We start from the raw sequence: 25480 nt of genomic DNA on the forward strand, positions 1-25480 counted from the left end.
TCAACTGTTTCTATAACATCTGCCCTTATTACCTTCGGAATTCTTTTAATTTTTTTCTTTAAAAAGTTTTGCCAATTATCTTGCAATATTTTTTTTAATGTTACTTTAGTCATCTCTTCATCTCTCTTTTTTCAATACTTATACATATATTTTAGCAAGTTTTCCACAGATTTTGAAATTTTATAATTTCCTACTTAATATAAAAAATACTAATGGAAAAATAAAAATTTCTAATTAATAGAAAAAATAAAAACCACAAATTCATGTGGCTTTTATTTTTTTATTTATCGTTAGATTTTTCAACTAATGATTTTAAAAAATCTTTGAAGCTTGTATTATGTTCTTTAGCATAAGAATTAATTGCTTCTTCTTCTTTTTCAGAAATTTCGATTTTAACAGAATCATCAAGCTTTAATATTTGATTTTGCTTATCAGAGAAATATTTTCCTTCAGGCATATAAATCCTCCTACTATATTAGATTTATTATTAATTTTGCCAATTATAAAAAATAATTGTATAAATAATTTGTAATTATATATTTTTTACTTTACGAATATATATCTGAAAATTCAATTTCAATTTTTTCTATATTGGTTTGAGGATTAAAGTTATCTTCTATTTTTTTAAGATTAACAATTGATTAATTGTGTATAATAGTTAAATATAAGGGAGGAAAATATAAGTAAAAGGAGATTTTTAAGATGAAAATAAAAATGCCTGATGAAGTAAAAATTATATTATCTATATTAAGTGATAATAATTATGAAGGCTATATAGTTGGAGGGTGTGTTAGAGATTCGTTACTTAAAAAGGAAGCTAAAGATTGGGATATAACTACAAATGCAAAACCTAAAGAAGTTATAATGTTATTTGAAAAAAAATACAAAGTAGTACCAACGGGATTAAAACATGGAACTGTTACAATAATCATAAATAATCAAAACTTTGAGGTTACAACATATAGAATTGAAGGAGAATATATAGATAATAGAAGACCTGATAGAGTTGAATTTACAAATAATATAAAAGAAGATTTGAAAAGAAGGGATTTTACTATAAATGCCATGGCTTATAATGATTATTTAGGATTATATGATCCTTTTCTTGGAATAGAAGACTTAAAAGATAAAAAAATAAAGTGTGTAGGAAGTCCTAAAGAAAGATTTGAAGAAGATGCTTTAAGAATACTAAGGGGGGTTAGGTTTGCAACTCAATTAAATTTTTGTATAGATAATAATACAGCAAGTGCAATGAGGTTAAAAGGATATCTACTAAATAATATTAGTAAAGAAAGAGTTAGAGATGAATTGTGTAAAATACTATTTTCAAAAAAACCATCTATTGGATTTGAAATATTAAAAGACCTTAAATTATTAGATTTTACAATTCCAGAACTTAAACCTTGTATAGAGTTTGAACAAAATAATCCTCACCATGATAAAAATGTATTTGATCATATACTATCAGTTGTAGATAATACACCAAATAATTTAATAGTAAGACTATCAGCTCTTTTACATGATATAGGAAAACCTAAATGCTTTACCCTTGATGATAAAGGAATAGGACATTTTTATAGACATGAGTTAGAAAGTGAAGTTATGGCAAGAGATATATTAAAAAGATTAAGATTTGATAATAAAACAATTGACTTAGTTTGTGTTTTAATTAAAGAACATATGAATAAGGGTGATATTAAAAAAGATAAAACTGTAAAAAAGTTAATAAATAGGGTAGGTATAGAAAATATAGATAATCTATTTTATTTACAAATTGCTGATAGAAAAGGAACATTAAAGGAAAATGATATAGAAGATATACTAAAGTTAAAAGAAAAAGTTTATGAAATATTACATGAAAATCAGCCTTTAACAGTGAAAGATTTAGCTATAAATGGAAATGATTTAATAAAGATGGGGTATAATCCTGGAAAACAGATTGGAGAGCTGTTAAATTATCTTTTGGATTTAGTTTTAGAAAATTCTGAAATTAATAAAAAGGATAAACTAATAGATTTGATAAAAAATAAGATATAGCTTCATGTATAAAAATTATAAAAAAGTCTAAAATAAAATGTACAAGATTAAATGTTGGAGGTAGATTATGGATAACTTAAGTGTTGTAGGTATAAGAATAGATAAAAGAACAGATTCTGCTACTAAAGTACAAGAAGTATTAACACAAAATGGAGATATTATTTTAAACAGATTTGGTATGCATGACCCTATAGAAGTAAATACTGGATTAATAACATTAAATTTAAGATCTGAAAAAAATAGAATAAATAACATGATGAATGAATTAAATAAACTAAATGGTGTAAGAGTAAATCATATGGAAGTATAAAATAAAGCAGTTCATAATTTGAACTGCTTTATTTTTAGCTTAGCATAGATTTAGAAACTATAATCTTTCTCTAAAAATATCAATTGTTTCATCTGTTGTATTTCCACCTACAAATTTATTTTGTAGGGATGTAAATTCATCTTCGTAATCGAAAAAATCTAATTCATGTGCTATTTCCATATTTAATTGTTTAATATGCTTTTTAGTAATAAAATCTATTTTTTTATCTTTATTCATAATATGGCCCTCCTTTATATGTTCTATTATTAATTTAACCAATTATAGTCAAATATACATTAGGAATAAAATAGAATTATTCAAATGTATAAATTTGATAAAAAAGGGAAAAATCATAAATACAGTATTTATAATTTAAGAGGTGATTAAAATAAATACATATAATGTTGAAGTTATATTTCAGATAATTAATAGTATACTTTTGATAAGTCTATTTTGGATTATTTTTAAAATTAGTTGTAAAATATCTAATTTATATGTTAGATTTAATAAAATTACAAAAAAATAGAAAACATTGAAGACCTTAAGACAAGAATGAGAATAAGATAAAATAAAACTGAACCTTAAACAAGATTCAGTTTTATATGTAAAATTGGTATTTAATCTATTTTTTTATATGGGTACTTATGTCTAATATTACAGTGAATATAATAGCCAATATAGTTTGAGGTGATTAAATCTTCGTATATACACTTTGGAACACCTAGATGGTGATATTTTTCACCTGTGCTAAAACTTATTTCAAGTATTTCATTATCTGGATCGTATCCGATTGAAGATATATTACTTGAATTTACCCTTATTTTAGTCATTAAATCGCCCCCTAATACAATTTGCTTATAAAAAGATATATATTTTTTTACAATATGACTTAAAAATATTATACTAGACTGTTTGTTAAAAAAATGTAAAAACCTGTTGTCGTTACATATTTTTTGAATTATTGATATTTAAATATATAGAGTAAAATATATATTTTGTGAAAAAATAATTATAGAGAGGAAGTGAAACATTATGGCAAAACATAAATTTAAAAAAGGAGAATATGAAGAGGCTGTAGAACATGCTAAAGAAAGTTTGCTAGACAAAAAAATTGGAATAGGACAAATTATAAATGAAACAGGATTAAGCAAGGAACAAATTAATAAGATACAAAATAAAATTCAAGAAGAAATAAATGATAAATAAAAATAGGCTGTTAACTTGTATGTGGTTAACAGCCTATTTTTAGAAATATACATAATGTAACATTTTTGTAACCATTTTTGGATATATAACAATTATAATATAAAGTAAAATACATAAAAAGGATGAAGTCATTATGGAGAAAAAACTAATGTTAAATGTCATTAAGGTAATATTTTTGTTATGTATTACATCTTTTATTATAATTGAAGGATTTATAATAGTTAATGGAAAAGAAGATACTAATTATGAAGTTGACTACTTAGTAGTTTTAGGTTCAGGTGTTTGGGGAGATGTTTTATCACCTACCTTATTAGATCGAATGAATAAAGCCTTAGAATTTATAAATAATAATCCTAATATTAAAATAATTGTTTGTGGAGGGCAAGGAAAAGGAGAAAATATACCTGAAGCACAAGCTATGAGAGATTATTTGGTATTAAATGGAATAGATGAAAATCAAATCATACAAGAAGATAAATCAACAAGTACAATGGAAAATTTAAAATTTGCAAAAGAGATAATAACAAAATTATATGGAGAAAAAAATCCTAAAATTATGATTATTACAAATGATTTTCATTTGTTTAGATCTAAATTCATAGCTAAAAAATTAGGATTTATTCCTTATGGCATGCCGTCTAAAACAATAACTTATTTAGTACCTAAGTATTATACAAGAGAATACTTTGCAGTGATAAAGTCATTTATTTTTGATAAAGTAAAGTCCTAATTAAATAAACGATGTAGAAAATTTTAATTAAATAATTTGCATTTTTGCTCAATTGCATAAATTAAATTATATATATAATTTAATTTATGCATATTATCTATGGCGAAATTTAGCATAATATGTTAAAATATTATTAAGCATATCACAAACAACTATCCAATCCAAGCAAATCCTTTAATATATTTGTTTTAAAAACAGTGTTCTTTATTTTTAATGTTAATTTGGTATAATCTGTATACAGTATATAAAAAAGAATTTTTTATGTTTAGATGTTTTTGTGAAATGATATAGTTTTTATTGGTAAGAATTTAATTTAAAGGAGGTTTGTAATAATGGCAGCAAATAGTTTAAGCATACTTATATCATTTGGGATATATTTAATAGGAATGCTAATTATAGGTTTAATATTTTACAAAAGAACAGAAAATTTATCTGATTACGTATTGGGAGGAAGAGGGCTAAACAGTTGGGTAACAGCATTAAGTTCTCAGGCTTCTGATATGAGTGGATGGTTATTAATGGGTTTACCTGGATATGCATATTTAGCAGGATTTGAATCCATTTGGATAGCAATTGGATTAGCTGTAGGAACATATGTAAACTGGAAGCTTATAGCTAAAAGACTTCGTCAATATACTAAAGTAGCAGGAGATTCTATTACATTATCAGTTTACTTTGAAAATAGATTTAGAGATAAATCTAAAATACTTAGAACTGTATCAGCTATATTCATTTTAATTTTCTTTATACTTTATACATCTTCAGGGCTTGTAGCAGGTGGTAAATTATTTAATACAGTATTTGGAATGCCATATATAATTGCACTTACTGTAGGAACTATTGTTGTAATTTCATATACATTTCTTGGTGGATTTATGGCTGTTAGTTGGACTGACTTTTTCCAAGGAATGCTTATGTTCTTTGCAATTCTTGCTGTTCCAATAGCTGGGACTTTTAAAATCGGAGGAATATCAGCTATTTTTGATACTATAAATAATTTGAATACTGAGTTTTTAAATCCATTTACAACAGCTGATGGAAATATTATAAAAATTATTCCTGTAATTTCCTTACTGGCATGGGGACTTGGATACTTTGGACAGCCTCATATATTGGCAAGATTTATGGCTATTTCATCTCCTAAAAAGATAAAAGAAGCAAGAAAAATTGCTATGGTATGGGTTGTTATTAGTCTTTGTGCAGCAGTATTTGTTGGTATTGTTGGTAGAGTGTATCTATCACAAACACTAAAGGGACCTGATTCAGAAACTGTATTTATGCTTATGGTTAATTCAATTTTCCCAAGTGCCTTTGCAGGTATATTCTTAGCAGCTATTTTAGCTGCTATAATGAGTACAGCAGATTCACAACTTTTAGTTGCAGCTTCAGCATTTACTGAAGATATATATAAAGCTTTAATCAAAAAAGATGCAAGTGAAAAAGAATTAGTTTGGGTAAGTAGATTAACTGTTATTTTTATTGCTGCAATTTCATATGTATTAGCTTTAAATCCTGATAGTTCTGTTCTGGATTTAGTAGCTTATGCTTGGGCAGGATTTGGAGCAGCATTTGGACCAGTTGTTATATTCTCTTTATTCTGGAAGAGGATGACTATAAAAGGAGCTGCTGCTGGAATGATAGTAGGAGGAGTTACCGTTTTAATTTGGAAGCACCTTCAAGGAGGAATTTTTGACCTTTATGAAATTGTACCAGGATTTATATTAGGTATTATAGCAATAATTATTTTTAGTCTAATGGATAAAGAACCTTCTAAAGAAATTTTAGATGAATTTGATAGTGTAAGTAAAAATGAGCTATAATTAAATGTTAACTAAGCAGCCTATAAAGGTTGCTTTTTTAGTTAATCAATTGTAATTAATAGATAATATATGGTATTATATTAAGAAATTAGTAATATTTACAAAAAAGTGAGGGGGAAAAATGAATAAAGTAGTAGGGTTTATAGGTTGTGGTAATATGGCAAAAGCAATGATTGGAGGAATAGTTAAATCAGGACTAGTAAAGCCTGAAAATATAATTGTATCTGATAGGTATAAGGATAGCTTAGATTTTGTATTTAATGAATATGGTGTTAAAACTACAAAAGATAATAAAGAAGTAGCAAAAACTGCACATATTATTGTATTATCAGTAAAGCCTAATATATACGATTTAGTAATTAGTGAAATAAAGGATATTGTTAGTAATGATGTAATAATAGTTACTATTGCAGCAGGTAAATCTATTAAAAATGTTGAAGATGCATTTGGCAAAGATACTAAAATTATTAGAACTATGCCTAACACACCAGCTCTTGTAGGTGAAGGAATGACAGCTATATCTCCTAATGAAAAAATTTCACAAGAAGAGATTAAAGATATAATTAAAATATTTGAAAGTTTTGGGAAAATAGAAATAATTGATGAAAAGTTAATGAATGCATTTGTTTCAACTAGTGGATCATCTCCTGCATATGTATTTATGTTTATTGAAGCCATGGCAGATGCTGCAGTACTAGATGGTATGCCTAGAAATAAAGCTTATAAAATGGCTGCTCAATCAGTACTTGGTGCTGCTAAAATGGTACTAGAAACAGGAAAACATCCAGGAGAGCTTAAAGATATGGTATGCTCTCCTGGAGGAACTACTATAGAGGCAGTTGCATCTCTTGAAGAGGATGGTTTTAGATCATCTATTATTAAAGCTATGAGAAAATGTGCACAAAAATCTAAAACAATGTCATCATAAAGAAAAGAGGTCAATTTTTTTGATCTCTTTTCTTTATGCATTATCAACAATAAAAACTATCTATATTTCTAATATCTGTTCCCCAAAATCTCCATCCACGTCTTGTCCATCTAAATCCAGCTACAGAAGTTGGACCAACGAATACTAACCAAGTCCAAAAGCCTCTACCATTTTCAGGCCATATATAAGTAAATTTATAACGGCAAAATCTTATGGCGCCAGGATCAACTGCTTTTAAACTTGGAGTACCATTTGGCTTTTTTGGTACATATGATGGTGGAGGGCCAGGGGGTTGCTGATGATTATAAAAGAACATACTTTTTCCTCCTTTCTTTTATTAGTTTATGATTTAGTATAAAAAATGCCACATAATTTAAATTTTTAAAATAAGAATAAAAGGGTAGTATATAAATATAAAAATAAAAGGAAGGAGATATTAAAAATATGATAAAAGATGTTTTAGATATAATTCTAATTAGTGCAGAGAATTCTTTTTTACAAGTGGGAGTATTTGTAGGAGCTGTACTTTTGATTTTTGGATATATTAATTACAAAAACTCAGGAGAATTTGTTAGAAAAATTGAAAATTCAAAAAAAATACAGCCGATATTAGGTGCATTGCTTGGATTGACTCCTGGTTGTGGAGGAGCTATATTTATAATGCCTTTGTTTGTAAAGGGAAAAGTTAGTTTCGGAACAATAATAGCTACTCTTATTGCAACTATGGGAGATTCTGCGTTTGTAATAATTTCGACTCTTCCTCTTCATTATATAATTGTAAGTGTTATATCTTTTATAGTAGCTATACTAACTGGATATATTGTAGATTATTATAAAGTAGGAGATAAGCTGTTAAATAATATGAAGAAATTATCTAAAGATGAGCTTAAAAAGATAAATGATAGTGCTAATCATATGTACGAATATATTCATATTGGTCATGAAGAAGGAGATGAAATAGATATTGCTCTTCATCATAAAGCAAAAGGACATCAAGATTTAGAAACTATTGGATACAAAATAACTCATAAAGGCTTTTTAATTTATTGGGGATTTGTCTTTATAGGTTTAATTTTAGGTATAATGCTGTTATTCCAAATGGACATAAATAATTTAATGATACCTAATTTAGGGGAAATTATAGGTATAGGAGGAACTTTTGTTTCTATAATAATGATGATTATGAGTAATAAATTTTTACAAGACGATACTCATGAGGAAGCAGAACTTAAAAGTATGTCTTTAAAAGAAACTTTGATTCATAATGCTCAAGAAACAGCATTTGTATCTACTTGGGTATATGTTGCTTATTTAATATATGAAATTTCAATATTTATAATAGGCAGTGGAAATTATTCAGTAGGTGAAGCTATGCTTACAAGTTTAATGATTTCTAAAGGTTTATTTGCTGTATTAGTAGGAGCTTTAATAGGTTTGATACCTGGTTGTGGACCTCAGGTCATATTTGTTACTTTATTTACTAAAGGAATGGTTCCTTTTGCAGCACTTCTTGCTAATGCTATATCTCAAGACGGAGATGCTTTATTTCCTCTTTTAGCAATTGATAGAAAGTCATCTTTATGGGCAACGGTTATAACTACTATACCAGCAATTATAATTGGTTTAATTGTATATTTTGTAGAAATAAAAATAGGTGCTTTTTAAGCACCTATTTTTCGTTTTTTCTTTCAAATAATTCTTTTTTAGCTCTTGTTCTTGATGGAAAACCATCTTCATCAAAGTTAATACCTAATTCTTTTCCTAATTCAATATCTACGTTATCAAAACCTGTAAATTTTCTTGTATGCTTTATTTTTGCAGGAGTTTTTTTGTTCTTTCTACGCTTGTTCATTGTAAGACCCTCCTCTTTTATGTGAAAGTTTAGATCTTTTTGTAAGTCTTTTGTTATTTGCATCTATTTTTTTCCCGTTTACAATTCCTATATCACTTCCTTGTTCAGAATACATTTTCCTAAGTTCAGCATTTGTTTTTTGGTCTGTTTTTCTCAAGTTTTTATTGTTATTCATTTAAAATTCCTCCTATATTATTCATCTTTATCTCTTTTTCGAGTTGCTATAGGCTTACTTGTATTTTGACTAACTGATCCAGTTTTTCTTTGATGAAGAGAATTTGGTAAGTTAAGCTCTTCTGCAAACTCAAGTTTAAAATCAGGAGTTTGTCTTCCGTTTTTATTATATTGATTATTTTTATTGTTTTTATTTGACATTATATGTTCCTCCTCATTATTTCTTATTCCTTTTTATTAATTTAACCAATCAAATAAAAACATATATTAGAAATTATTGAAAATTTCTTATTTTTTTGGAAAAAAAATAGATACAGCGATTGCTGCATCTATTTTCTAAAGTTAGGAATTTTAAATATATTTTAAGATAAAAGTTATCAAAAAAGGAAAAAGGTCCTCAATAGTAGACATATTGAAGACCTGAAATGCTTGGAAAATTACCCGCAAAAGTAATTATACTAAATTCGACTTTATATGACAAGTAAAAAATAAATAATTTTAAAGTTTTTTATAATGAATAGGAAATTATAATCCTTTTGAATTATGGATAAATATAATTTTCGTTATGAATCTTTTGTGCCAAGTTTAATATTTATATATTTTTCGAGTTGTATTTTTATTATAGCCATGGCAGGAACTCCTAAAAACATTCCTAATAATCCAAATGCTCCTCCACCGATTATTACTGCAACTATAATCCATAAAGGGCTAAGGCCTACCTTATCACCTAATATCTTAGGGCCTAGATATAAACCATCAAATTGTTGAAGTAAAAATATAAATATACCTACCCATAAAGCGCTTATTGGACTATTTAATAATGTTATTAAAATTGAAGGCACAGCTCCTATAAATGGACCAAAGTAAGGAATCATATTTGTGATTCCAATTATTATACTTATTAAAAGAGCATAAGGTATTTTTAAAATTAAAAGTCCAGCAAAACAAATAACTGCTATAATTAAAGAATCTATTGCTTTTCCTACTATATATTGAGAAAATATTTTATTAACTAGCTTACAAAAATTTATCAATTTATCTGATTTATTTTTGCCTATTAATGCATAAAAAAGTCTTTTAGTATTATTAATAAGATTCTCTTTATCTTTTAATAAATAAATAGAAATTATTAAACCAAGTATTCCATTAAATAGGTTAGAAGTAATATTAATAGCTTTTGTTACTAAGTTAGATGAAGTTATATTTAAAAAATTTAGAGCTTCATTTATAATTGTGTTTATATTTTGTTTTAAATAAGGGTTGCTAAATTGAAGTAATTTTGATTTAATTATGTTTTGATTTATCCAATTTTGAGCAGTAGTTACATAACCAGGCATATCTTTTGAAAGTTCATTTATACTACTGACTATTCTAGGAGTTAGTATAGTTATTGTGAAGTTAATTATACCTAAAAGTAATACATAAATAAGAAGAATACTAAAACCTCTTTTAATTTTGAAATTATTTTCAAAGTAAATCATAATAGGGTTTAATAAATAAGCAATAGCAAAAGCCCATATAAAAGGATTAATTAAAGAAGTAAAAAAACTTAGCTTTTGGATAAAAAATTCTGTATTATTTACAAATTTAAATAAAATAAGTGATATAAACAGAATAAATATAAAATATTTAGTTTTTTCATTTGAAAACATATTAATACCTCCGTAACATTGATGTTAAAATATGTATGATATAAAAGGTATTGTAACACTTTCTTATAGAATTAACAATAATTAAATAGAAATAAAGTATAATTATTTTTAAAGAAACTAATTATAAACTCTAGAAGATATAAATAAACATAATATATAATAGAAGTGATTTAATACATGATATAAATAATGCAAAATTAAATATAAAGGAGATGTACTATGAGACTGAATAAGTATATGGCATTATGTGGAGTTGCTTCAAGAAGAAAATCTGATGAACTTATAAAAAATAAAAAGGTGAAGGTAAATGGAGATATAGTTGATGAATTAGGTTTAGATATAGATATAAATAAAGATATAGTTGAGGTAAATGGAGAAAAAATATATTTAGAAGATAAAAAGGTATATTTAATGTTAAATAAACCAGAAGGATATGTTACTACTGTTAAAGATCAATTTAACAGAAAAAAGGTTTTAGATTTAGTAAAAAATATAGATGAAAGAATCTATCCTATAGGAAGACTTGATTATGAAACATCAGGGCTTTTACTTCTTACAAATGATGGAAAACTTACATATAAATTAACTCATCCTAAGCATGAAATAGTAAAAACATATATTGGCAAATTAAAGGGAATTCCAAGTGAAAGTAAAATTAAGGAATTTGAAAAAGGATTAAAGATAGAGGACTATACAACTGCTCCTGCAAAATTTAAAATAATAAAGAAAGATAAAAATAGCAGTATATGTGAAATGAAAATATATGAAGGTAAAAATAGACAAATAAGAAAAATGTGTAGAGCAATTGGACATCCTGTTCTTTCTTTAAAAAGAGTGTCTATGGGAAATATAAAATTAGGAAATCTTAAAAATGGAGAGTGGAGATATTTAACTGAAGATGAGATTAAATATTTAAAATCTTTATAAGGGGGAAAAAGTATGATTACTATTTGTAAAATTAAAGAAGAGGATTTAAAAAAAATTGAAACTATTTTAGAAGAAAAGAATATAGATATTAAAAATATAAAAGAAAATTATTTAGCTGTATATGATAAAGATAATATATTAGGATTTGGAGGATATGATTTATTAAACAATATAGCAGTTTTAAAAGTTATAGATATATTTGATAAAAATATGGAAAATATTTTAAAAGATGGACTTATAAAATCTCTTTTAAATCTAGCTGATATTAATGGTATAAGAATATTTATGATAAAAAAAGATAAAAATATATCTTTTTATAAAAATATAGGATTTGTAGAACTAGATAATAGAGATTTTATTTTGAATTTAGATATAAATGAAGAAGAATATATATATATAAATCTTTTAGAGTTTTTTAAAAATCCATGTAAAGGAAATAAACATATTTAAGGAGGTAAAAATTGAGGAAAGCAAAGTATTTAACAAAGGTTACAGATTTGACTAAAATAATTTTAGAAAATGCAATAAAAGAAGGTGATATAGTTGTAGATGCTACAGTTGGAAATGGGTATGATACTGAGTATCTGGCTAAAAAAGTTGGTGAAAGAGGAAAGGTATATGGATTTGATATACAAAAAATAGCATTAGACAAAACAAAAGAAAGACTACAAAAAAATGATCTTTTAGAAAGAGTATCCTTAATATTAGATGGTCATGAAAACATGGATAAATACATAAAAGAAGAAGTGTCTTGTATTTATTTTAATTTAGGATATCTTCCAAGGGGTGATCATAAATTAATAACAAAGGCTGAAACTACTATTTTAGCTTTAGAAAAATCTTTAAAGCTATTAAAGTCATATGGCATTATAAGTATTGCTTTATATACAGGACATGAAGGTGGGCTAGAAGAAAAAGATGCAGTAGAAGAATTTTTAGCTAATTTAGATCAAAATTATTATAATGTTTTAAAATGTAATTTTATAAATCAAAAGAATAATCCTCCCCAGCTTGTATTAGTGGAAAAAAAGATGGTATTTAAGGAGAGACAAATATGAATATATTAATAACAAATGATGATGGAATAAGAGCAAGAGGAATCTATGAGCTAGCTAATGCTGTAAAAAGTATAGGGAATGTATATGTAGTTGCTCCAGATTCAGAAAAAAGTGCAATTGGTCATGCTATTACTATGCATAGCCCTTTAAGAGTAAAAGAAATTGATTTTTGTGAAGGTATTAAAGCTTATAGTGTAAGTGGAACTCCTGCAGATTGTGTTAAACTAGGAATAGAGGTTATACTAAAGGACATTAATATAGATTTTATTTTAAGTGGTATAAATAATGGGGCAAATCTAGGTACTGATGTTATATATTCAGGAACAGTTTCAGGTGCAATTGAAGGACTTATTCAGAACAAGCCTGCTATGGCAATATCATATGTGGGAAAAAACATAACAGATGAAGAATATAAAAAAGCTGGAAAATACGTATTAGATATAGTTAATAAATATAAAAATAAGCTGGATATATTGGAAGACTGTGTTATGAATATAAATATTCCAAAGCTAAAAGATAAAGATTCAAAAGGAATTAAAATTACAAAGCTTGGGGTTAGAAAATATGAAAATGCATTTGAAGAGAGAATTGATCCTTTTGGTAATAAATATTATTGGATGGGAGGAAAAATAAGAGAATTTCCTCAGGATGAAGATAGTGATATAGTAGCTGTTGAACAAGGGTACATTTCGATAACTCCTCTTTATACGGATTTAACTTATTATGAAAAAATTAAGTCTCTAGTAATCTAGAGGCTATTTTTTTTGAAATTTTAACTTCAAATGAAAGTTCTGAAATAAAAAATGAAATTTAAATTGCAAAAAATCAATAATTTTGATATCATATAATTAATAAAATATTCTGAAATATATTTAGGGGGGAGATTATGGCACCAGATAATAAAAAACTTGTAATAGATCCTAGTTGGTGCAAAGCATGTGGTATTTGTATAGCTTTTTGTCCAAAGGATGTATTAGAAATAAAAAATAATGTAATAAATATAAAAAATATAAAAAACTGTATAAAATGTGGACTATGTGAACTAAGATGCCCAGATTATGCTATATATTTAGAGGATATTTTATGCAAGGGGGATAAAATAAATGCATGATAATATAAAGTTTCTTCAAGGGAATGAAGCCTGTGTTCATGGTGCTATATATGCAGGAATGAGATTTTTTGCAGGATACCCAATAACACCTTCTACTGAAATTACAGAGCTTTCATCAGTTTTACTTCCTAGAATTGGAGGAAGATTTATACAAATGGAGGATGAAATAGCTAGTATGGCAGCTGTTATTGGAGGATCATTAGGTGGATTAAAATCAATGACAGCAACTAGTGGACCTGGTTTTTCTTTAAAACAAGAAAATATAGGTTATGCTTCAATTACAGAAATTCCTTGTGTTATAGTTAATGTTCAAAGGTGTGGACCAAGTACAGGACTTCCAACTTCTCCATCTCAAGGAGAGGTTATGCAGGCTAAATGGGGAACTCATGGAGATCATCCAATTATAGCTTTATCACCTACTTCTGTTACTGATACTTTTTACCTTACAATAAAGGCTTTTAATTTTTCAGAAAAATATAGAACACCAGTAATACTTCTTTTAGACGAAGTAATAGGGCATATGAGAGAAAAAGTTAAAATACCAAAAGAAGGAGAAGTTGAAATAATAAATAGGAAAAAGCCAACTTGTAATCCGGATGAATATAAGGCTTATGAGTACAATCGTAAATTAGTTCCTCCTATGGCTAATTTTGGAGAAGGTTATAAATATAATATTACAGGACTTGTTCATGATGAAACAGGTTTTCCTATTAATAGTACAAAAGAAGCCGAGAAGCTTTTAAATAGATTAATGAGAAAGATAGATGATAATTTAGATGATATATTAATTTATGAAGAATACCTTATAGAAGATGCTGATGTATTATTTATAACTTTTGGATGTATGGCAAGGTCTACAAAAGAATCTGTTAATACATTAAGAAAAGAAGGTATTAATGCAGGAATGCTTGTACTAAAAACTATTTGGCCATTTCCAGAGGAAAAGGTCAAAAGCTTAAGTAAAAAAATAAAAAATATATTTGTTCCAGAGATGAATCTAGGTCAAATACGCCTTGAAGTAGAAAGAGTAGCTTACAAAGACTCTTGTATTTATGGAATTAATAAGGCGAATGGAGAAATTATAACTCCTAATGAGATAAATGATTATGTTAAGGAGGTATTAAAGTGCCTAGTAAAACTATAGAAAATAATTTTAGAGTGGAAAGACTTCCACATATTTGGTGTCCTGGATGTGGCCATGGCATATTAATGAGATCTATTGCTGTTGCAATTGACGAGTTAAATCTTGATAAGGAAAAGGTTTGCATAGTTTCTGGAATAGGATGTTCATCAAGGGCAGCTGGATATATGAACTTTAATACACTTCATACTACACATGGGAGAGCACTTGCTTTTGCAACAGGACTTAAGTTTTCTAATCCAGAACTTACTGTAATAGTTGTATCTGGAGATGGTGATGCTTCTGCAATTGGAGGTAATCATTTAATACATGCCTGTAGAAGAAATATAGATATAACAACAGTTATATTTAATAATAATATATATGGTATGACAGGAGGACAATACTCTCCTACAACACCAACTAAAGACAGGGCTACTACAGCGCCTTATGGGAATATTGATAAGCCATTTGACATTTGCAATTTAGCTTCTGGAGCAGGAGCTACATATGTAGCAAGAGCAACTGCTTATCATGCTAAGAATATGATTGAATATGTAAAAAAAGGTATAAGCCATAAAGGATTTTCATTAGTAGAGGGTGTCAGTGTATGCCCAACTTATTATGGAAGAAAAAATAAAAAAGGAAGTTCAGTAGATTTAATGAACTATTTAAAGGATAATTATATAAATGTTAAATTGAAAGATAAAATTCCTAAAGATAAATTGGATGGAAAGATATTTATGGGAGAATTTAAAGATATAAACGAGCCTGAGTATATAGATGAGTATTTTAAAATAATAGATATGTTCAAAAGGGAGAGATTGGTGTGAAAAAAGAATTAAGATTAAGCGGTTCAGGTGGGCAAGGGCTAATACTTGCAGGAATAATAATAGCTGAAAGCGCTATCATATCTAATATAAATGCTGTTCAAAGTCAATCTTATGGACCAGAAGCTAGAGGCGGGGCTAGTAAGTCAGAAGTAATACTAAGTGATGAAGAAATTAATTTTCCAAAAGTAATCTGTCCTGATTTACTTTTATGCTTAACACAAAAATCATATGATCAATATGGGAAAAATATAAAAGAAAATGGAATTTTAATAGTTGATTCTTGTGTCGATATAGGTGATAATATAAATATAAATAAATTTTATAAAATACCTATAATAAAAACAGCTAAAGAAAAAATAGGGAAAGAAATGGTAGCCAACATAGTTGCCTTAGGGGCAATTAAGGAGTTAACCCAAATTATTAGTACAGACAATTTAAAGAATGCAATATTAGCAAGAGTTCCTCAAGGAAGTGAAAATTTAAATATGAGGGCTTTTGAAGAGGGGCAATTGCTAATAAAAAATATGTAAAAAGGGAGCTAGTTTTTATATGGAAGAGAATAAAGATTTAATTGCAATAATACAAGATCAATTTCCAAAACTTAGTAAAGGTCAAAAGCTTATTGCTCAGTTTATACTTTCAAATTACGATAAAGCAGCATTTATGACAGCTGGTAAATTAGGTGAAAAAGTTGGAGTAAGTGAATCAACAGTAGTAAGATTTGCAAATGCTTTAGGATTTGATGGATATCCAAGACTTCAAAAATCACTTCAAGAGCTTATAAAAACAAAGCTTACAACTGTTCAAAGAGTTGAGATGGCTAAAGAATATTCTAATGATTGGACTATATTTAGAAAAGTATTAAAATCTGATATAGAAAATATAAGAACAACTCTTGATGAAATGGATGAAGAGTCTTTTCAATATACTATTAACAAGATACTAAATGCTAAAAAAATATATATAGTAGGACTTAGAAGTTCAACGGCAATAGCAGAGTATCTAGGATTTTATCTTAATATAATATTAGATAATGTTAATATAGTTAGTTATGGGATAAGTGATGTATTTGAGCAGATATTAAAAATTGGAAAAGGTGATTTGGTAATTTCAATAAGCTTTCCAAGATATTCAAAAAAAACTTTTGAGCTTGCAAATTATGCAAAAAAACAAGGTGCAAGCATTATTTCCTTAACAGACAGTGTACTTGCTCCTGTAGCTTCAATATCAGAAGAAATTATTACAGTTAAAAGTAATATGGCATCTTTTGTTGACTCTTTAGTTGCACCTCTTAGTGTTGCTAATGCTATAATAGTAGCTGTAGGAATGAGGAAAAAAGAAGAGATTAAAGAATATTTTGATAAGCTAGAAACTATATGGAAAGAATATCATGTCTATGATGAAAAATAATAATATTTATTTTTAAGAAATTTATTATGTCCCGATATTGTTTTTTGAGCCTAAATTATTTAGAAAAACAATACCGGGGCTTTTGTTTGTATAAATATATTGAGAATTTTGTTGTATAATAGATTATTATAGTAAATATAGGAGGTAAATAATGAACAAGTTTTTTATAGTAAGACATGGGCAGACTCAGTGGAATATAGAAGGAAGAACTCAAGGGCAAGGGGATTCTAAATTAACAGAAAAAGGAAAAGAACAAGCTGAAAAACTTGCCCATAAACTTGTAAAATATAATATAGATTATATATACAGTAGTGATTTAGGAAGAACTATAGAAACTTCTAGTATAATATCTTCTGTTTTACAAAAAGAAGTTGAATATAATGAGGGATTAAGAGAAATAAATTTTGGAAAATGGGAAGGACTTACTATTGAAGAAATTAAAAATAGATATTCTGATATATATAAAATTTGGAGAAATGCGCCTCACAATGCTTTAATACCTGATGCAGAAAATTTAACAGCATTAAAGGAAAGATTATTAAAGTGCATAAACTATTTAAATAAAAAACATGAAAAATCAAATATACTTTTAGTATCTCATGGTATGTCTATAAAAGTATTACTTTTAAGTTTACTTGGATCTGATCTTTCTAATCTATATAGAATAAAACAAGATAATACAGCTTTAAATATAGTAGAATTTAGAGAATATGGACCAGTAATAATAAGAACAAACGATACTAGTCATTTGGAAGGAGAATAAAATGAGCAAGGTTATAGTAATTGGAGGAGGACCTGCTGGAATGATAGCAGCAATTATGGCAGGAAGAAATAATAATGAGGTTACATTAATAGAAAAAAATAAGGAACTAGGTAAAAAGCTTAAGATAACAGGTGGAGGAAGATGTAATATAACAAATATGAGAGATATAGAAGTTTTTTTAGATAAAATAATTGTAAATCATAAGTTTTTATATAGTTCTATTTATTCATTTACAAATTTAGATTTATTAGAATTTTTTAAAAAGCATAACTTAGAGTTTAAAGTGGAAGAAGATTTAAAGGTTTATCCGCAAAATGATAAATCAGAAGAGATAATTGAAGTACTTAAAAAAGAATTAAAAAAATCTAATGTAAAAGTAATTTACGAAAAAAAATTTAAGGATTTATTAATTGAAGATAATAAGCTTAAGGGAGTTATTTTAGAAAATAAAGAAACTATAAAAGGAGATAAAGTAATAATTTCAACAGGAGGAATGAGTTATCCTAAAACAGGATCTAGCGGAGAAGTTTATAAAATATTAAAGAAACATGGACATACTATTAACAAAATATACCCATCTTTAGTTCCATTAATTGTAAAAGAAAAATGGATAAAAAATTTACAAGGTGTATCGATGAAAGATGTAAAGGTTACATCAAAATATAGTAAAAACAAAAAAATAGAAATGACAGGAGACATATTATTTGCTCATTTTGGAATTACAGGGCCTGTTATACTAAATATATCTTCATATTTAAATAAAATGCTACAAGAAAAAGAAGTAGATATTACTATAGATTTTACTCCTAATATAAAAGAAGAAGAAATATCTAAAATTATTAGGAAAAATCCTAATAAAGCTATATACAATAATTTAAGAGAAATTCTTCCTCTTAATTTTATAAAAGAGATACTTAATTATTTAGATATAGATAAAAAACCAAACGAACTTAATAAACAAGATGAAAAAAGAATTATAGAAAGTATAAAAAAGCTAAAGCTAACTTGTATAGGAACTAGAAGTATAAATGAAGCAATAGTAACTTCTGGAGGAATAAGTGTAAAAGAAATTAATTCATCAACTATGGAGTCGAAAATAATTAATAATCTTTATTTTGCTGGAGAAGTTATAGATATAGAAGGATTAACAGGTGGATATAATCTACAAATTGCCTTTTCAACAGGATACTTAGCTGGAATAAGTGTTTAAAATTTGATATAATATTAAGTTGCGATGGTGATAATATGAAAACTTTAGCTATAAGAGGAGCTACAACTGTAAATCATAATAAAAAAGAAGAAATACTAAGTGAAACAGCAATATTAATGGAAAAAATAATAAAAATGAATAATTTAAAAGAAGAAGATATAATAAGTATAATATTTACTATGACAAAAGACTTAGATAAAGTTTATCCATCTGTTGCTGTAAGAGAAATAATGGGAATTACAGATATTCCCATTTTAAATTTTGAAGAGAAATATATAGAGGGAAGTTTAAAAAAATGTATAAGAGTTTTGATTCATATAAACTCTGATAAAGAAAAGAATGAAATAGTACATGTATATTTAAACGATGCAAAAAATTTAAGGTTAGATTTAAGTATGAGGAGTGATTTTAATGAATAATTTAGTAATAGCAGTTGATGGACCAGCGGGAGCAGGAAAAAGCACTGTTGCAAAAATAATAGCAAAGAAGCTAAATATAAATTATATTGATACGGGAGCTATGTATAGAGCTATTACATATAAAGCTATAAAGGAAAATATAAATATTGAAGATGAAAAATCTTTAATTGAAATGGCTAAAAATACTCAAATAGATTTTAAAGAAAATAATATATATTTAGATGGTCAAATTATAAACGAAGAAATAAGAACGCTAACTGTTAGCTCTAATGTATCTAAAGTGGCACAAATAAAAGAAATAAGGGAAATAATGGTTGATCTTCAAAGAAAAATGGGACAAAAATATTCAGTTATAATGGATGGAAGAGATATAGGAAGTTATGTTTTTAAGGATGCTGATTTTAAATTTTATTTAACAGCAGGTGCAAATGAAAGAGCTAATAGAAGATACAAAGAGTTAAAAGAAAAAGGACATGATGTAAAACTTGATGATATAATAAAAGATATTCAAAATAGAGATGAAATTGACTCTAAAAGAGATTTTGCTCCACTTGTTAAGGCAGATGATGCTATAGAAATTGATACTAGCAATAAAAATATAGATGAAGTAGTTAATGATATAATGAAATATATAAATTAGGGGGTGAGTTTTTTTGAATTTTTATGATGTTGTTAAAGCTATTGCAACTCCTATCATTAGAATATTTTATAAGATAGAAGTTTTAGGAGCAGAAAATGTTCCTATGGATGAACCTTTAATATTTGCATCTAATCATAAAAATAATTTAGATCCTTTTTTAATAGGTGCATTTATGCCAAGAAATGTTTGTTATATGGCAAAAAAAGAACTATTTAAAAATAAATTAGTAGGGTACATATTAAATAAATTAAATGTATTTCCTGTTGATAGAAATAAGACAGGGGCATCAACTATAAAAGTAGCATTAAAAATATTAAAATCAAAACAAGCTTTAGGTATATTTCCTGAAGGAAGTAGAATAAAAGGAAGTGAGCTTGGAAAAGCAAAAGCAGGAACTGCTATGCTTTCTATAAAGGGAAAAGCAAGGGTATGTCCGGTTTCTATTATAGGAAATTATAAGTTGTTTAGTAAAATAACTTTATACATAGATAAGCCTGTAAGCTTTGATGAGTATTATGGAGAAAAGCTTACTTCTAAGGATTATGAAGATATTAGTCAGAAAATTTTAGATATAATTAATATGAATATGAAAAATTTAGCTTAAGGAGGATTTATATTGAAAATAAAAATAGCATCATATGCTGGTTTTTGTTTTGGCGTTGAGAGAGCCATGGATATGGCTTGGAATAAATTAGAAGAAAATTCCAAGGTATACTCATTAGGACCTTTAATTCACAATAGGCAAGCGGTAAAAAAATATGAAGATAAGGGACTTAAAGTAATAGAATCACTAGAAGAAGCAAATGATAATTCAAAAATAATAATAAGATCTCATGGAGTTCCTCTTAAAGTATACGAAGAATCAAAGGAAAAAGGTATGGAAATAATTGATGCAACTTGTCCGTTTGTAAAAAAAATTCAAGATATAGCTAATAAATACTATAATAAAGGATATAAAATAATAATTATAGGGGATTCTTCACATCCAGAGGTTATAGGAATAAATGGATGGTGTAATAATGAAGCTATAATTGTAAAAAATATAGAGGATTTAGACAATATTCATAGAAATTATAAAAAGTATTGTGTTGTGGCTCAAACCACTATGAATTTAAAAGTTTATGAAGAAATAACTAAAAAATTAAATGAAATATTAGACAATGTAGAATTTTACAATACTATATGTTCAGCTACAAGAGAAAGACAAAAAGCAGCAAGAGATCTTTCTAAAGAGGTGGATGCTATGATTGTTATAGGAGGTAAGCATAGCTCTAACACTCAAAAGCTGGTACAAATATGTAGTGAAAATACGATTACTTATCATGTAGAAACTATAGATGATTTAGAATTAGATAAGCTTAAAAAATATTCTTTTATAGGAATAACAGCAGGAGCATCAACTCCGAAATGGATAATTGAGGAAGTTGTAAGTTCTGTTGAAAAATTATAAAAAATATAATAAGGGAGAGATAGGGAAATGAATAATGAAATGCAACAATTACTAATGGAAGAAGAAAACTTATTTAAAAATATAAGAATGGGTACAGTATTAAAAGGAATAATTGTATTAAATAAAGAAGAGGAATACTATGTTGATTTAAACTACAAAACAGATGGAATACTTCCTAAAAATGAAGTTGTTGAAGATGAACAGATACAAGTAGGAGATGAAATCACTGTAAAGGTAATAAAAATAGATAGAAATTCTGGTGAAGTCATACTTTCACAAAAAAAAGCTGAAGAAGAAAATATATGGAATAATTTAAAAATAGGTCAAATTTTAGAAGTTAAAATAAAAGAAAAAAATAATAGCGGATTAATAGGAGTTTATAAAGAAAATGTAAGAGGATTTATTCCTTTAAGTCATGTTGATATAAAATACATAGATTCTAATGAACTTGAAAAATATAGTGGTAAAAAAGTAAAAGCTGAAGTAATAGATGTTAATTCTAATAAAAAAAGATTAGTGTTGTCTATGAAAAATATATTAATTAAGGAACAAGAAGAAAAGAAAAATAACCTTATGAATGAAATAGAAGAAAATAATGTATATGAAGGTTTTGTAAAAGATATAAAAGAATATGGTGTTTTTGTAGACTTAGGTGGAGTTGTAGGACTTGTACATAAATCTGAGGTGTCTTGGGATAAAACTAAAGATGTGTCTAAATTGTATAAAATAGGAGACAATATAAAAGTTAAAGTTTTATCTTTTGACAAAAATAAAGAAAGGTTATCGCTAAGTGTTAAAGCACTTGAAAAAAATCCATGGGATGAATTTGTAGAAAATTATAAAGTAGGAGATACATTAGAAGGAGTAGTAAAAACTATTAAGGATTATGGAATTTTTGTAAAGCTAAACGATTCAGTGGATGGGTTTGTTCACATATCTAATATGTCTTATGAATTTATTAAGAGTACTAAAGATGTTGTTATAGTAGGAGATAAAGTAAATGTAAAAATAATAGATATAAATTTAGATAATAAGAAAATAGAGCTTACTATGATTTTAAATTAGGAGGATAATTAGCTAATGATTGGATATGAAATTTTTAAAGAAAAAGTTCATAAAAAAACAGGAATAAATCTTTCTTTATATAAAGAAAAGCAAATGCATAGGAGATTAGAATCTTTAGCTAGGAGAAATGGCTTTAATAATTTTGAAGATTATTTTAATGCTATAGATAAAGATAAAGAATTATTTGATGAATTTATAAATTATATGACTATAAATGTTTCTGAGTTTTATAGAAATCCAGAACAATGGAAAGTACTAGAAGCAGATATAATACCTAAGCTTATGAAAACAAGTAGTAATTTGAAAATATGGAGTGCTGCCTGCTCTACTGGAGAAGAACCTTATTCATTAGTAATGCTTCTTAGTAAATTTATGCCTCTTAATAAGATAAAGATAATAGCAACAGATCTTGACAAGGAAGCTATGAATAAGGCTAAAATAGGAATTTATTCAGAAAAAAGCTTAAAAAATCTGCCAAAAGATTTTGTGAATAAATATTTCAATAAAATGGGAAATAATTATGGAATAAAAGATGAAATAAAAAATAGAGTTACTTTTAAACAGCATAATTTATTAAAGGATAGTTTTTTTGATAATTGTGATTTAATAGTATGCAGAAATGTAATGATATACTTTACAGAAGAAGCTAAGGCTGATATTTACTCAAAATTTAGCAAATCACTAAAAAAAGAAGGTATATTATTTGTAGGAAGCACTGAACAAATAATAATGCCTAATAAATATAATTTAAAACCTGCAAAAACATTTTTTTATAGGAAATTAAACTAATTAAATACTGTTGACTTTATTGGTCAACAGTATTTTTGGTTGTAAGTAGAAATAATAATATGATATAATACAGTATAGCGTAGTATTAGTACCAGGTATAAAAAGGAGGTATAATTTATGAACATAAAAGATATTAAGGAATTAATATTAACTATAGATAGAACTAGCATAAATAAATTTGATATAGAATTGGATAATTTAAAATTATCTATAGAAAAAGGAGAAGGTGTACAAAAAAAGGTAGTTACACAAGATGATGATGTGAAAGAAGAAGTATATACACAAGCTTTTGAAAAAGAAGAAAATGTTAAAAATGAGGAAGATTTACATATAGTTAATGCTCCATTAATGGGAACTTTTTATAGAGCCTCAAGCCCAGATGCTCCCCCATATGTAAACATAGGAAGTAAAGTTAAAAAAGGAGATAAACTTTGCATACTTGAAGCAATGAAGCTAATGAATGAAATAGAGTGTGAAGTAGAGGGTGAAATTGTAGAGATATTAGCAGAAAATGAAGAATTAGTAGAGTATGCTCAGCCTCTATTTAAAATTAAAATATAGGGCTAGTCAAGGAGGGTATTTATGATAAAAAAACTGCTTGTTGCAAATAGAGGAGAAATAGCTGTAAGAATAGTTAGAACTTGTAAAGAAATGGGAATAAAAACTGTTGCTATATACTCTGAAGCGGATAAAGATTCTTTACATAGATATATGGCAGATGAGTCAATTTGTATTGGGCCAAATAATATAAGTAAAAGTTATAATAGCATAGATAATATAATATATTTAGCTTTAAAAACTAAATGTGATGCTATTCATCCAGGTTTTGGATTTTTATCAGAAAACTCAACTTTTGCTAGAAAATGTGAGGAAAATAATTTAATATTTGTAGGACCTAATTTTGATCAAATAGATAAAATGGGGGATAAGTCAACAGCAAGAGAAACTATGGTTGAAGCTGATGTTCCTGTTGTTCCAGGGTCAAAAGGAGTAGTTTTAAATTTAGATGATGCAATGACTACAGCTAAGGAAATAGGTTATCCTGTTTTAATAAAAGCCTCTAGTGGAGGTGGAGGAAAAGGAATGAGGATAGCTTATGATGAAGATGAGTTAAAGGCAAATTTTGATATAGCCAAAGGAGAAGCATTATCAGCTTTTGGAAATGATGAAATGTATTTAGAGAAATATATAGAAAATCCAAGACACATAGAAGTTCAAGTATTTGGAGATACATTTGGTAATGTGATTCATTTTGGAGATAGAGATTGCTCTATGCAAAGAAGAAATCAGAAGGTAGTTGAAGAATGTCTATCCCCTTATCTAGATGAAAGTACTAGAAAAAAACTATATGATGCTGCTGTAAAAGCGGCTAAATCTGTAAATTATATTGGAGCTGGAACAGTTGAATTTATAGTTGATAAAGATAAGAATTTTTATTTTATAGAAATGAATACGAGAATACAAGTAGAACACCCAATTACTGAAATGATTACTGGAATTGATTTAATAAAGCTTCAAATATTAATTGCATCAGGTGAAAAAATTCCTTATTCTCAAGAGGATATAGAATTTAATGGTCATGCAATAGAATGTAGAATAAATGCAGAGGACCCATTTGAGAATTTCAGACCATCACCTGGAAGAATAGATTCTATACATGTTCCAGGAGGACTAGGAGTTAGATTTGACAGTTTTGTATATGGTGGATATACTATTCCTCCAATTTATGACTCAATGATAGGAAAGCTAATATGTTGGGGAAAAGATAGAAATGAATGTATAAATAGAATGAAAAGAGCATTAGATGAATTAATAGTAGAAGGAGTAAAAACAAATATAGAATTTCAAAAAGTACTTATAGAAAGTGATGCATTTATAGAAGATAAGCATCATACTAAATTCATAGAAAAAGAATTTTTACAAAATTTTAATGTAAAGCAAAATAATATATAAAAAATTAGCTAGAGGTGATAGCT

General features: G+C 26.8%; 34 protein-coding genes. 26 read left to right on the forward strand and 8 right to left on the reverse strand.

The features are described from left to right. Positions 1 to 280: 280 nt before the first annotated feature. Positions 281 to 457, reverse strand: coding sequence for a hypothetical protein (locus tag BUA77_RS13730; protein ID WP_159428945.1), 177 nt, complete (start codon positions 455 to 457; stop codon positions 281 to 283). Positions 458 to 702: 245 nt separating this feature from the next. Here BUA77_RS13730 and BUA77_RS04085 point away from each other — a divergent pair, with 245 nt between their 5' ends. After that, the gene (locus tag BUA77_RS04085) at positions 703 to 2037 is read left to right on the forward strand and encodes a CCA tRNA nucleotidyltransferase (RefSeq protein ID WP_072887580.1); all 1335 of its coding nucleotides are present in this window, start codon (positions 703 to 705) and stop codon (positions 2035 to 2037) included. Positions 2038 to 2104: 67 nt separating this feature from the next. Beyond that, positions 2105 to 2347, forward strand: coding sequence for a hypothetical protein (locus BUA77_RS04090; RefSeq protein ID WP_072887583.1), 243 nt, complete (start codon positions 2105 to 2107; stop codon positions 2345 to 2347). A gap of 57 nt (positions 2348 to 2404) precedes the next feature. Here BUA77_RS04090 and BUA77_RS04095 read toward each other — a convergent pair whose 3' ends face one another. Next, positions 2405 to 2584 carry a hypothetical protein gene (locus BUA77_RS04095; protein ID WP_072887586.1) on the reverse strand — a complete coding sequence of 60 codons (180 nt, stop codon included), beginning with the start codon at positions 2582 to 2584 and terminating at the stop codon, positions 2405 to 2407. A gap of 380 nt (positions 2585 to 2964) precedes the next feature. Beyond that, complete coding sequence (locus BUA77_RS04100; RefSeq protein WP_072887588.1) at positions 2965 to 3177, reverse strand: KTSC domain-containing protein; 213 nt, start codon at positions 3175 to 3177, stop codon at positions 2965 to 2967. A gap of 202 nt (positions 3178 to 3379) precedes the next feature. Between BUA77_RS04100 and BUA77_RS13735 the strand changes: the two genes are divergently transcribed. The 4 genes from BUA77_RS13735 to proC all read left to right on the forward strand — a co-directional run bounded on the left by BUA77_RS13735 (position 3380) and on the right by proC (position 7031). After that, a complete protein-coding gene (locus BUA77_RS13735) occupies positions 3380 to 3553 on the forward strand; it encodes a hypothetical protein (RefSeq protein ID WP_159428946.1) in 174 nt (57 codons plus the stop codon). 133 nt (positions 3554 to 3686) lie between these two features. Next, positions 3687 to 4283, forward strand: a complete 597-nt coding sequence (locus BUA77_RS04105; RefSeq protein ID WP_072887590.1) for a YdcF family protein — start codon at positions 3687 to 3689, stop codon at positions 4281 to 4283. Positions 4284 to 4615: 332 nt separating this feature from the next. Continuing rightward, the gene (gene putP, locus BUA77_RS04110) at positions 4616 to 6103 is read left to right on the forward strand and encodes a sodium/proline symporter PutP (protein ID WP_072887592.1); all 1488 of its coding nucleotides are present in this window, start codon (positions 4616 to 4618) and stop codon (positions 6101 to 6103) included. A gap of 121 nt (positions 6104 to 6224) precedes the next feature. Further along, a complete protein-coding gene (gene proC, locus BUA77_RS04115; RefSeq protein ID WP_072887594.1) occupies positions 6225 to 7031 on the forward strand; it encodes a pyrroline-5-carboxylate reductase in 807 nt (268 codons plus the stop codon). Between the two features lie 43 nt (positions 7032 to 7074). Here the strand turns inward: proC and BUA77_RS04120 are convergent, their stop codons facing one another. Beyond that, the gene (locus BUA77_RS04120) at positions 7075 to 7347 is read right to left on the reverse strand and encodes a hypothetical protein (RefSeq protein WP_072887596.1); all 273 of its coding nucleotides are present in this window, start codon (positions 7345 to 7347) and stop codon (positions 7075 to 7077) included. 128 nt (positions 7348 to 7475) lie between these two features. Between BUA77_RS04120 and BUA77_RS04125 the strand changes: the two genes are divergently transcribed. Next, positions 7476 to 8696 carry a putative manganese transporter gene (locus BUA77_RS04125; protein WP_072887598.1) on the forward strand — a complete coding sequence of 407 codons (1221 nt, stop codon included), beginning with the start codon at positions 7476 to 7478 and terminating at the stop codon, positions 8694 to 8696. 4 nt (positions 8697 to 8700) lie between these two features. On the opposite strand, the gene BUA77_RS04130 is transcribed toward BUA77_RS04125, so the two are convergent. From BUA77_RS04130 to BUA77_RS04145, 4 genes are all read right to left on the reverse strand, one after another. Beyond that, positions 8701 to 8883 carry a hypothetical protein gene (locus BUA77_RS04130; protein ID WP_072887600.1) on the reverse strand — a complete coding sequence of 61 codons (183 nt, stop codon included), beginning with the start codon at positions 8881 to 8883 and terminating at the stop codon, positions 8701 to 8703. Next, positions 8870 to 9058, reverse strand: coding sequence for a hypothetical protein (locus tag BUA77_RS04135; protein ID WP_072887602.1), 189 nt, complete (start codon positions 9056 to 9058; stop codon positions 8870 to 8872). The genes BUA77_RS04130 and BUA77_RS04135 overlap by 14 nt, the downstream gene beginning before the upstream one ends. A 17-nt stretch (positions 9059 to 9075) precedes the next feature. Beyond that, the gene (locus BUA77_RS04140) at positions 9076 to 9258 is read right to left on the reverse strand and encodes a hypothetical protein (protein ID WP_072887604.1); all 183 of its coding nucleotides are present in this window, start codon (positions 9256 to 9258) and stop codon (positions 9076 to 9078) included. A gap of 362 nt (positions 9259 to 9620) precedes the next feature. Then, positions 9621 to 10709: an AI-2E family transporter gene (locus BUA77_RS04145; protein ID WP_072887606.1), complete on the reverse strand. Its 1089-nt coding sequence runs from the start codon at positions 10707 to 10709 to the stop codon at positions 9621 to 9623. 219 nt (positions 10710 to 10928) lie between these two features. Here BUA77_RS04145 and BUA77_RS04150 point away from each other — a divergent pair, with 219 nt between their 5' ends. The 19 genes from BUA77_RS04150 to accC all read left to right on the forward strand — a co-directional run bounded on the left by BUA77_RS04150 (position 10929) and on the right by accC (position 25457). Then, positions 10929 to 11636 carry a pseudouridine synthase gene (locus BUA77_RS04150; RefSeq protein ID WP_072887608.1) on the forward strand — a complete coding sequence of 236 codons (708 nt, stop codon included), beginning with the start codon at positions 10929 to 10931 and terminating at the stop codon, positions 11634 to 11636. 12 nt (positions 11637 to 11648) lie between these two features. Beyond that, on the forward strand, positions 11649 to 12086 hold the full coding sequence (locus BUA77_RS04155) for a hypothetical protein (RefSeq protein WP_072887610.1): 438 nt from the start codon (positions 11649 to 11651) through the stop codon (positions 12084 to 12086). Between the two features lie 11 nt (positions 12087 to 12097). Next, positions 12098 to 12694 (forward strand): class I SAM-dependent methyltransferase, encoded by a 597-nt coding sequence (locus tag BUA77_RS04160; protein WP_072887612.1) that lies wholly within the window; start codon positions 12098 to 12100, stop codon positions 12692 to 12694. Next, positions 12691 to 13446 (forward strand): 5'/3'-nucleotidase SurE, encoded by a 756-nt coding sequence (surE, locus tag BUA77_RS04165; RefSeq protein ID WP_072887614.1) that lies wholly within the window; start codon positions 12691 to 12693, stop codon positions 13444 to 13446. The genes BUA77_RS04160 and surE overlap by 4 nt, the downstream gene beginning before the upstream one ends. Positions 13447 to 13580: 134 nt before the next feature. Beyond that, a complete protein-coding gene (locus BUA77_RS04170) occupies positions 13581 to 13805 on the forward strand; it encodes a 4Fe-4S dicluster domain-containing protein (protein ID WP_072887616.1) in 225 nt (74 codons plus the stop codon). Further along, positions 13798 to 14949 carry a 2-oxoacid:acceptor oxidoreductase subunit alpha gene (locus tag BUA77_RS04175; protein ID WP_072887618.1) on the forward strand — a complete coding sequence of 384 codons (1152 nt, stop codon included), beginning with the start codon at positions 13798 to 13800 and terminating at the stop codon, positions 14947 to 14949. The genes BUA77_RS04170 and BUA77_RS04175 overlap by 8 nt, the downstream gene beginning before the upstream one ends. After that, complete coding sequence (locus BUA77_RS04180) at positions 14931 to 15758, forward strand: 2-oxoacid:ferredoxin oxidoreductase subunit beta (RefSeq protein ID WP_072887620.1); 828 nt, start codon at positions 14931 to 14933, stop codon at positions 15756 to 15758. The genes BUA77_RS04175 and BUA77_RS04180 overlap by 19 nt, the downstream gene beginning before the upstream one ends. Beyond that, the gene (locus BUA77_RS04185; protein ID WP_072887622.1) at positions 15755 to 16288 is read left to right on the forward strand and encodes a 2-oxoacid:acceptor oxidoreductase family protein; all 534 of its coding nucleotides are present in this window, start codon (positions 15755 to 15757) and stop codon (positions 16286 to 16288) included. The genes BUA77_RS04180 and BUA77_RS04185 overlap by 4 nt, the downstream gene beginning before the upstream one ends. A gap of 19 nt (positions 16289 to 16307) precedes the next feature. Then, complete coding sequence (locus BUA77_RS04190) at positions 16308 to 17168, forward strand: MurR/RpiR family transcriptional regulator (RefSeq protein ID WP_072887624.1); 861 nt, start codon at positions 16308 to 16310, stop codon at positions 17166 to 17168. A gap of 151 nt (positions 17169 to 17319) precedes the next feature. Continuing rightward, positions 17320 to 17931 (forward strand): histidine phosphatase family protein, encoded by a 612-nt coding sequence (locus BUA77_RS04195; protein ID WP_072887625.1) that lies wholly within the window; start codon positions 17320 to 17322, stop codon positions 17929 to 17931. 1 nt (position 17932) lies between these two features. Then, positions 17933 to 19141: a BaiN/RdsA family NAD(P)/FAD-dependent oxidoreductase gene (locus BUA77_RS04200; protein ID WP_072887626.1), complete on the forward strand. Its 1209-nt coding sequence runs from the start codon at positions 17933 to 17935 to the stop codon at positions 19139 to 19141. Positions 19142 to 19176: 35 nt separating this feature from the next. Next, positions 19177 to 19560: a chorismate mutase gene (gene aroH, locus BUA77_RS04205; RefSeq protein WP_072887627.1), complete on the forward strand. Its 384-nt coding sequence runs from the start codon at positions 19177 to 19179 to the stop codon at positions 19558 to 19560. Continuing rightward, positions 19553 to 20200, forward strand: coding sequence for a (d)CMP kinase (gene cmk, locus BUA77_RS04210; protein WP_072887628.1), 648 nt, complete (start codon positions 19553 to 19555; stop codon positions 20198 to 20200). The genes aroH and cmk overlap by 8 nt, the downstream gene beginning before the upstream one ends. A 13-nt stretch (positions 20201 to 20213) precedes the next feature. After that, complete coding sequence (locus tag BUA77_RS04215; protein WP_072887629.1) at positions 20214 to 20804, forward strand: lysophospholipid acyltransferase family protein; 591 nt, start codon at positions 20214 to 20216, stop codon at positions 20802 to 20804. Positions 20805 to 20816: 12 nt separating this feature from the next. Beyond that, positions 20817 to 21650, forward strand: coding sequence for a 4-hydroxy-3-methylbut-2-enyl diphosphate reductase (locus BUA77_RS04220; protein ID WP_143151294.1), 834 nt, complete (start codon positions 20817 to 20819; stop codon positions 21648 to 21650). 27 nt (positions 21651 to 21677) lie between these two features. Further along, on the forward strand, positions 21678 to 22715 hold the full coding sequence (locus BUA77_RS04225) for a 30S ribosomal protein S1 (protein WP_072887631.1): 1038 nt from the start codon (positions 21678 to 21680) through the stop codon (positions 22713 to 22715). Between the two features lie 15 nt (positions 22716 to 22730). After that, positions 22731 to 23504 carry a CheR family methyltransferase gene (locus BUA77_RS04230; protein ID WP_072887632.1) on the forward strand — a complete coding sequence of 258 codons (774 nt, stop codon included), beginning with the start codon at positions 22731 to 22733 and terminating at the stop codon, positions 23502 to 23504. 117 nt (positions 23505 to 23621) lie between these two features. Further along, entirely contained in the window at positions 23622 to 24065 is a 444-nt protein-coding gene (accB, locus tag BUA77_RS04235; protein WP_072887633.1) for an acetyl-CoA carboxylase biotin carboxyl carrier protein, read from the forward strand. A 21-nt stretch (positions 24066 to 24086) separates the two neighbouring features. Continuing rightward, complete coding sequence (gene accC / locus BUA77_RS04240; RefSeq protein ID WP_072887635.1) at positions 24087 to 25457, forward strand: acetyl-CoA carboxylase biotin carboxylase subunit; 1371 nt, start codon at positions 24087 to 24089, stop codon at positions 25455 to 25457. The last annotated feature ends 23 nt before the right edge of the window (positions 25458 to 25480 follow it).

The organism is Tepidibacter formicigenes DSM 15518, from assembly GCF_900142235.1.
In the GTDB taxonomy this organism is placed as follows: Bacteria; Bacillota; Clostridia; order Peptostreptococcales; family Peptostreptococcaceae; genus Tepidibacter; species Tepidibacter formicigenes.

Bases quoted from the DNA above. Each gene is read 5' to 3' on its own strand.
- BUA77_RS04155 (WP_072887610.1), top strand. From the start codon at position 11,649: ATGATTACTATTTGTAAAATTAAAGAAGAGGATTTAAAAAAAATTGAA.
- surE (WP_072887614.1), top strand. From the start codon at position 12,691: ATGAATATATTAATAACAAATGATGATGGAATAAGAGCAAGAGGAATC.
- BUA77_RS04190 (WP_072887624.1), top strand. From the start codon at position 16,308: ATGGAAGAGAATAAAGATTTAATTGCAATAATACAAGATCAATTTCCA.
- BUA77_RS04150 (WP_072887608.1), top strand. From the start codon at position 10,929: ATGAGACTGAATAAGTATATGGCATTATGTGGAGTTGCTTCAAGAAGA.
- BUA77_RS04140 (WP_072887604.1), bottom strand. From the start codon at position 9,258: ATGTCAAATAAAAACAATAAAAATAATCAATATAATAAAAACGGAAGA.
- BUA77_RS04195 (WP_072887625.1), top strand. From the start codon at position 17,320: ATGAACAAGTTTTTTATAGTAAGACATGGGCAGACTCAGTGGAATATA.
- proC (WP_072887594.1), top strand. From the start codon at position 6,225: ATGAATAAAGTAGTAGGGTTTATAGGTTGTGGTAATATGGCAAAAGCA.
- aroH (WP_072887627.1), top strand. From the start codon at position 19,177: ATGAAAACTTTAGCTATAAGAGGAGCTACAACTGTAAATCATAATAAA.
- BUA77_RS04230 (WP_072887632.1), top strand. From the start codon at position 22,731: ATGATTGGATATGAAATTTTTAAAGAAAAAGTTCATAAAAAAACAGGA.
- BUA77_RS04200 (WP_072887626.1), top strand. From the start codon at position 17,933: ATGAGCAAGGTTATAGTAATTGGAGGAGGACCTGCTGGAATGATAGCA.
- BUA77_RS04100 (WP_072887588.1), bottom strand. From the start codon at position 3,177: ATGACTAAAATAAGGGTAAATTCAAGTAATATATCTTCAATCGGATAC.
- accB (WP_072887633.1), top strand. From the start codon at position 23,622: ATGAACATAAAAGATATTAAGGAATTAATATTAACTATAGATAGAACT.
- BUA77_RS04175 (WP_072887618.1), top strand. From the start codon at position 13,798: ATGCATGATAATATAAAGTTTCTTCAAGGGAATGAAGCCTGTGTTCAT.
- BUA77_RS13730 (WP_159428945.1), bottom strand. From the start codon at position 457: ATGCCTGAAGGAAAATATTTCTCTGATAAGCAAAATCAAATATTAAAG.
- BUA77_RS04095 (WP_072887586.1), bottom strand. From the start codon at position 2,584: ATGAATAAAGATAAAAAAATAGATTTTATTACTAAAAAGCATATTAAA.
- BUA77_RS04225 (WP_072887631.1), top strand. From the start codon at position 21,678: ATGAATAATGAAATGCAACAATTACTAATGGAAGAAGAAAACTTATTT.
- BUA77_RS04120 (WP_072887596.1), bottom strand. From the start codon at position 7,347: ATGTTCTTTTATAATCATCAGCAACCCCCTGGCCCTCCACCATCATAT.
- putP (WP_072887592.1), top strand. From the start codon at position 4,616: ATGGCAGCAAATAGTTTAAGCATACTTATATCATTTGGGATATATTTA.
- BUA77_RS04130 (WP_072887600.1), bottom strand. From the start codon at position 8,883: ATGAACAAGCGTAGAAAGAACAAAAAAACTCCTGCAAAAATAAAGCAT.
- accC (WP_072887635.1), top strand. From the start codon at position 24,087: ATGATAAAAAAACTGCTTGTTGCAAATAGAGGAGAAATAGCTGTAAGA.
- BUA77_RS04105 (WP_072887590.1), top strand. From the start codon at position 3,687: ATGGAGAAAAAACTAATGTTAAATGTCATTAAGGTAATATTTTTGTTA.
- BUA77_RS13735 (WP_159428946.1), top strand. From the start codon at position 3,380: ATGGCAAAACATAAATTTAAAAAAGGAGAATATGAAGAGGCTGTAGAA.
- cmk (WP_072887628.1), top strand. From the start codon at position 19,553: ATGAATAATTTAGTAATAGCAGTTGATGGACCAGCGGGAGCAGGAAAA.
- BUA77_RS04125 (WP_072887598.1), top strand. From the start codon at position 7,476: ATGATAAAAGATGTTTTAGATATAATTCTAATTAGTGCAGAGAATTCT.
- BUA77_RS04170 (WP_072887616.1), top strand. From the start codon at position 13,581: ATGGCACCAGATAATAAAAAACTTGTAATAGATCCTAGTTGGTGCAAA.
- BUA77_RS04135 (WP_072887602.1), bottom strand. From the start codon at position 9,058: ATGAATAACAATAAAAACTTGAGAAAAACAGACCAAAAAACAAATGCT.
- BUA77_RS04090 (WP_072887583.1), top strand. From the start codon at position 2,105: ATGGATAACTTAAGTGTTGTAGGTATAAGAATAGATAAAAGAACAGAT.
- BUA77_RS04145 (WP_072887606.1), bottom strand. From the start codon at position 10,709: ATGTTTTCAAATGAAAAAACTAAATATTTTATATTTATTCTGTTTATA.
- BUA77_RS04085 (WP_072887580.1), top strand. From the start codon at position 703: ATGAAAATAAAAATGCCTGATGAAGTAAAAATTATATTATCTATATTA.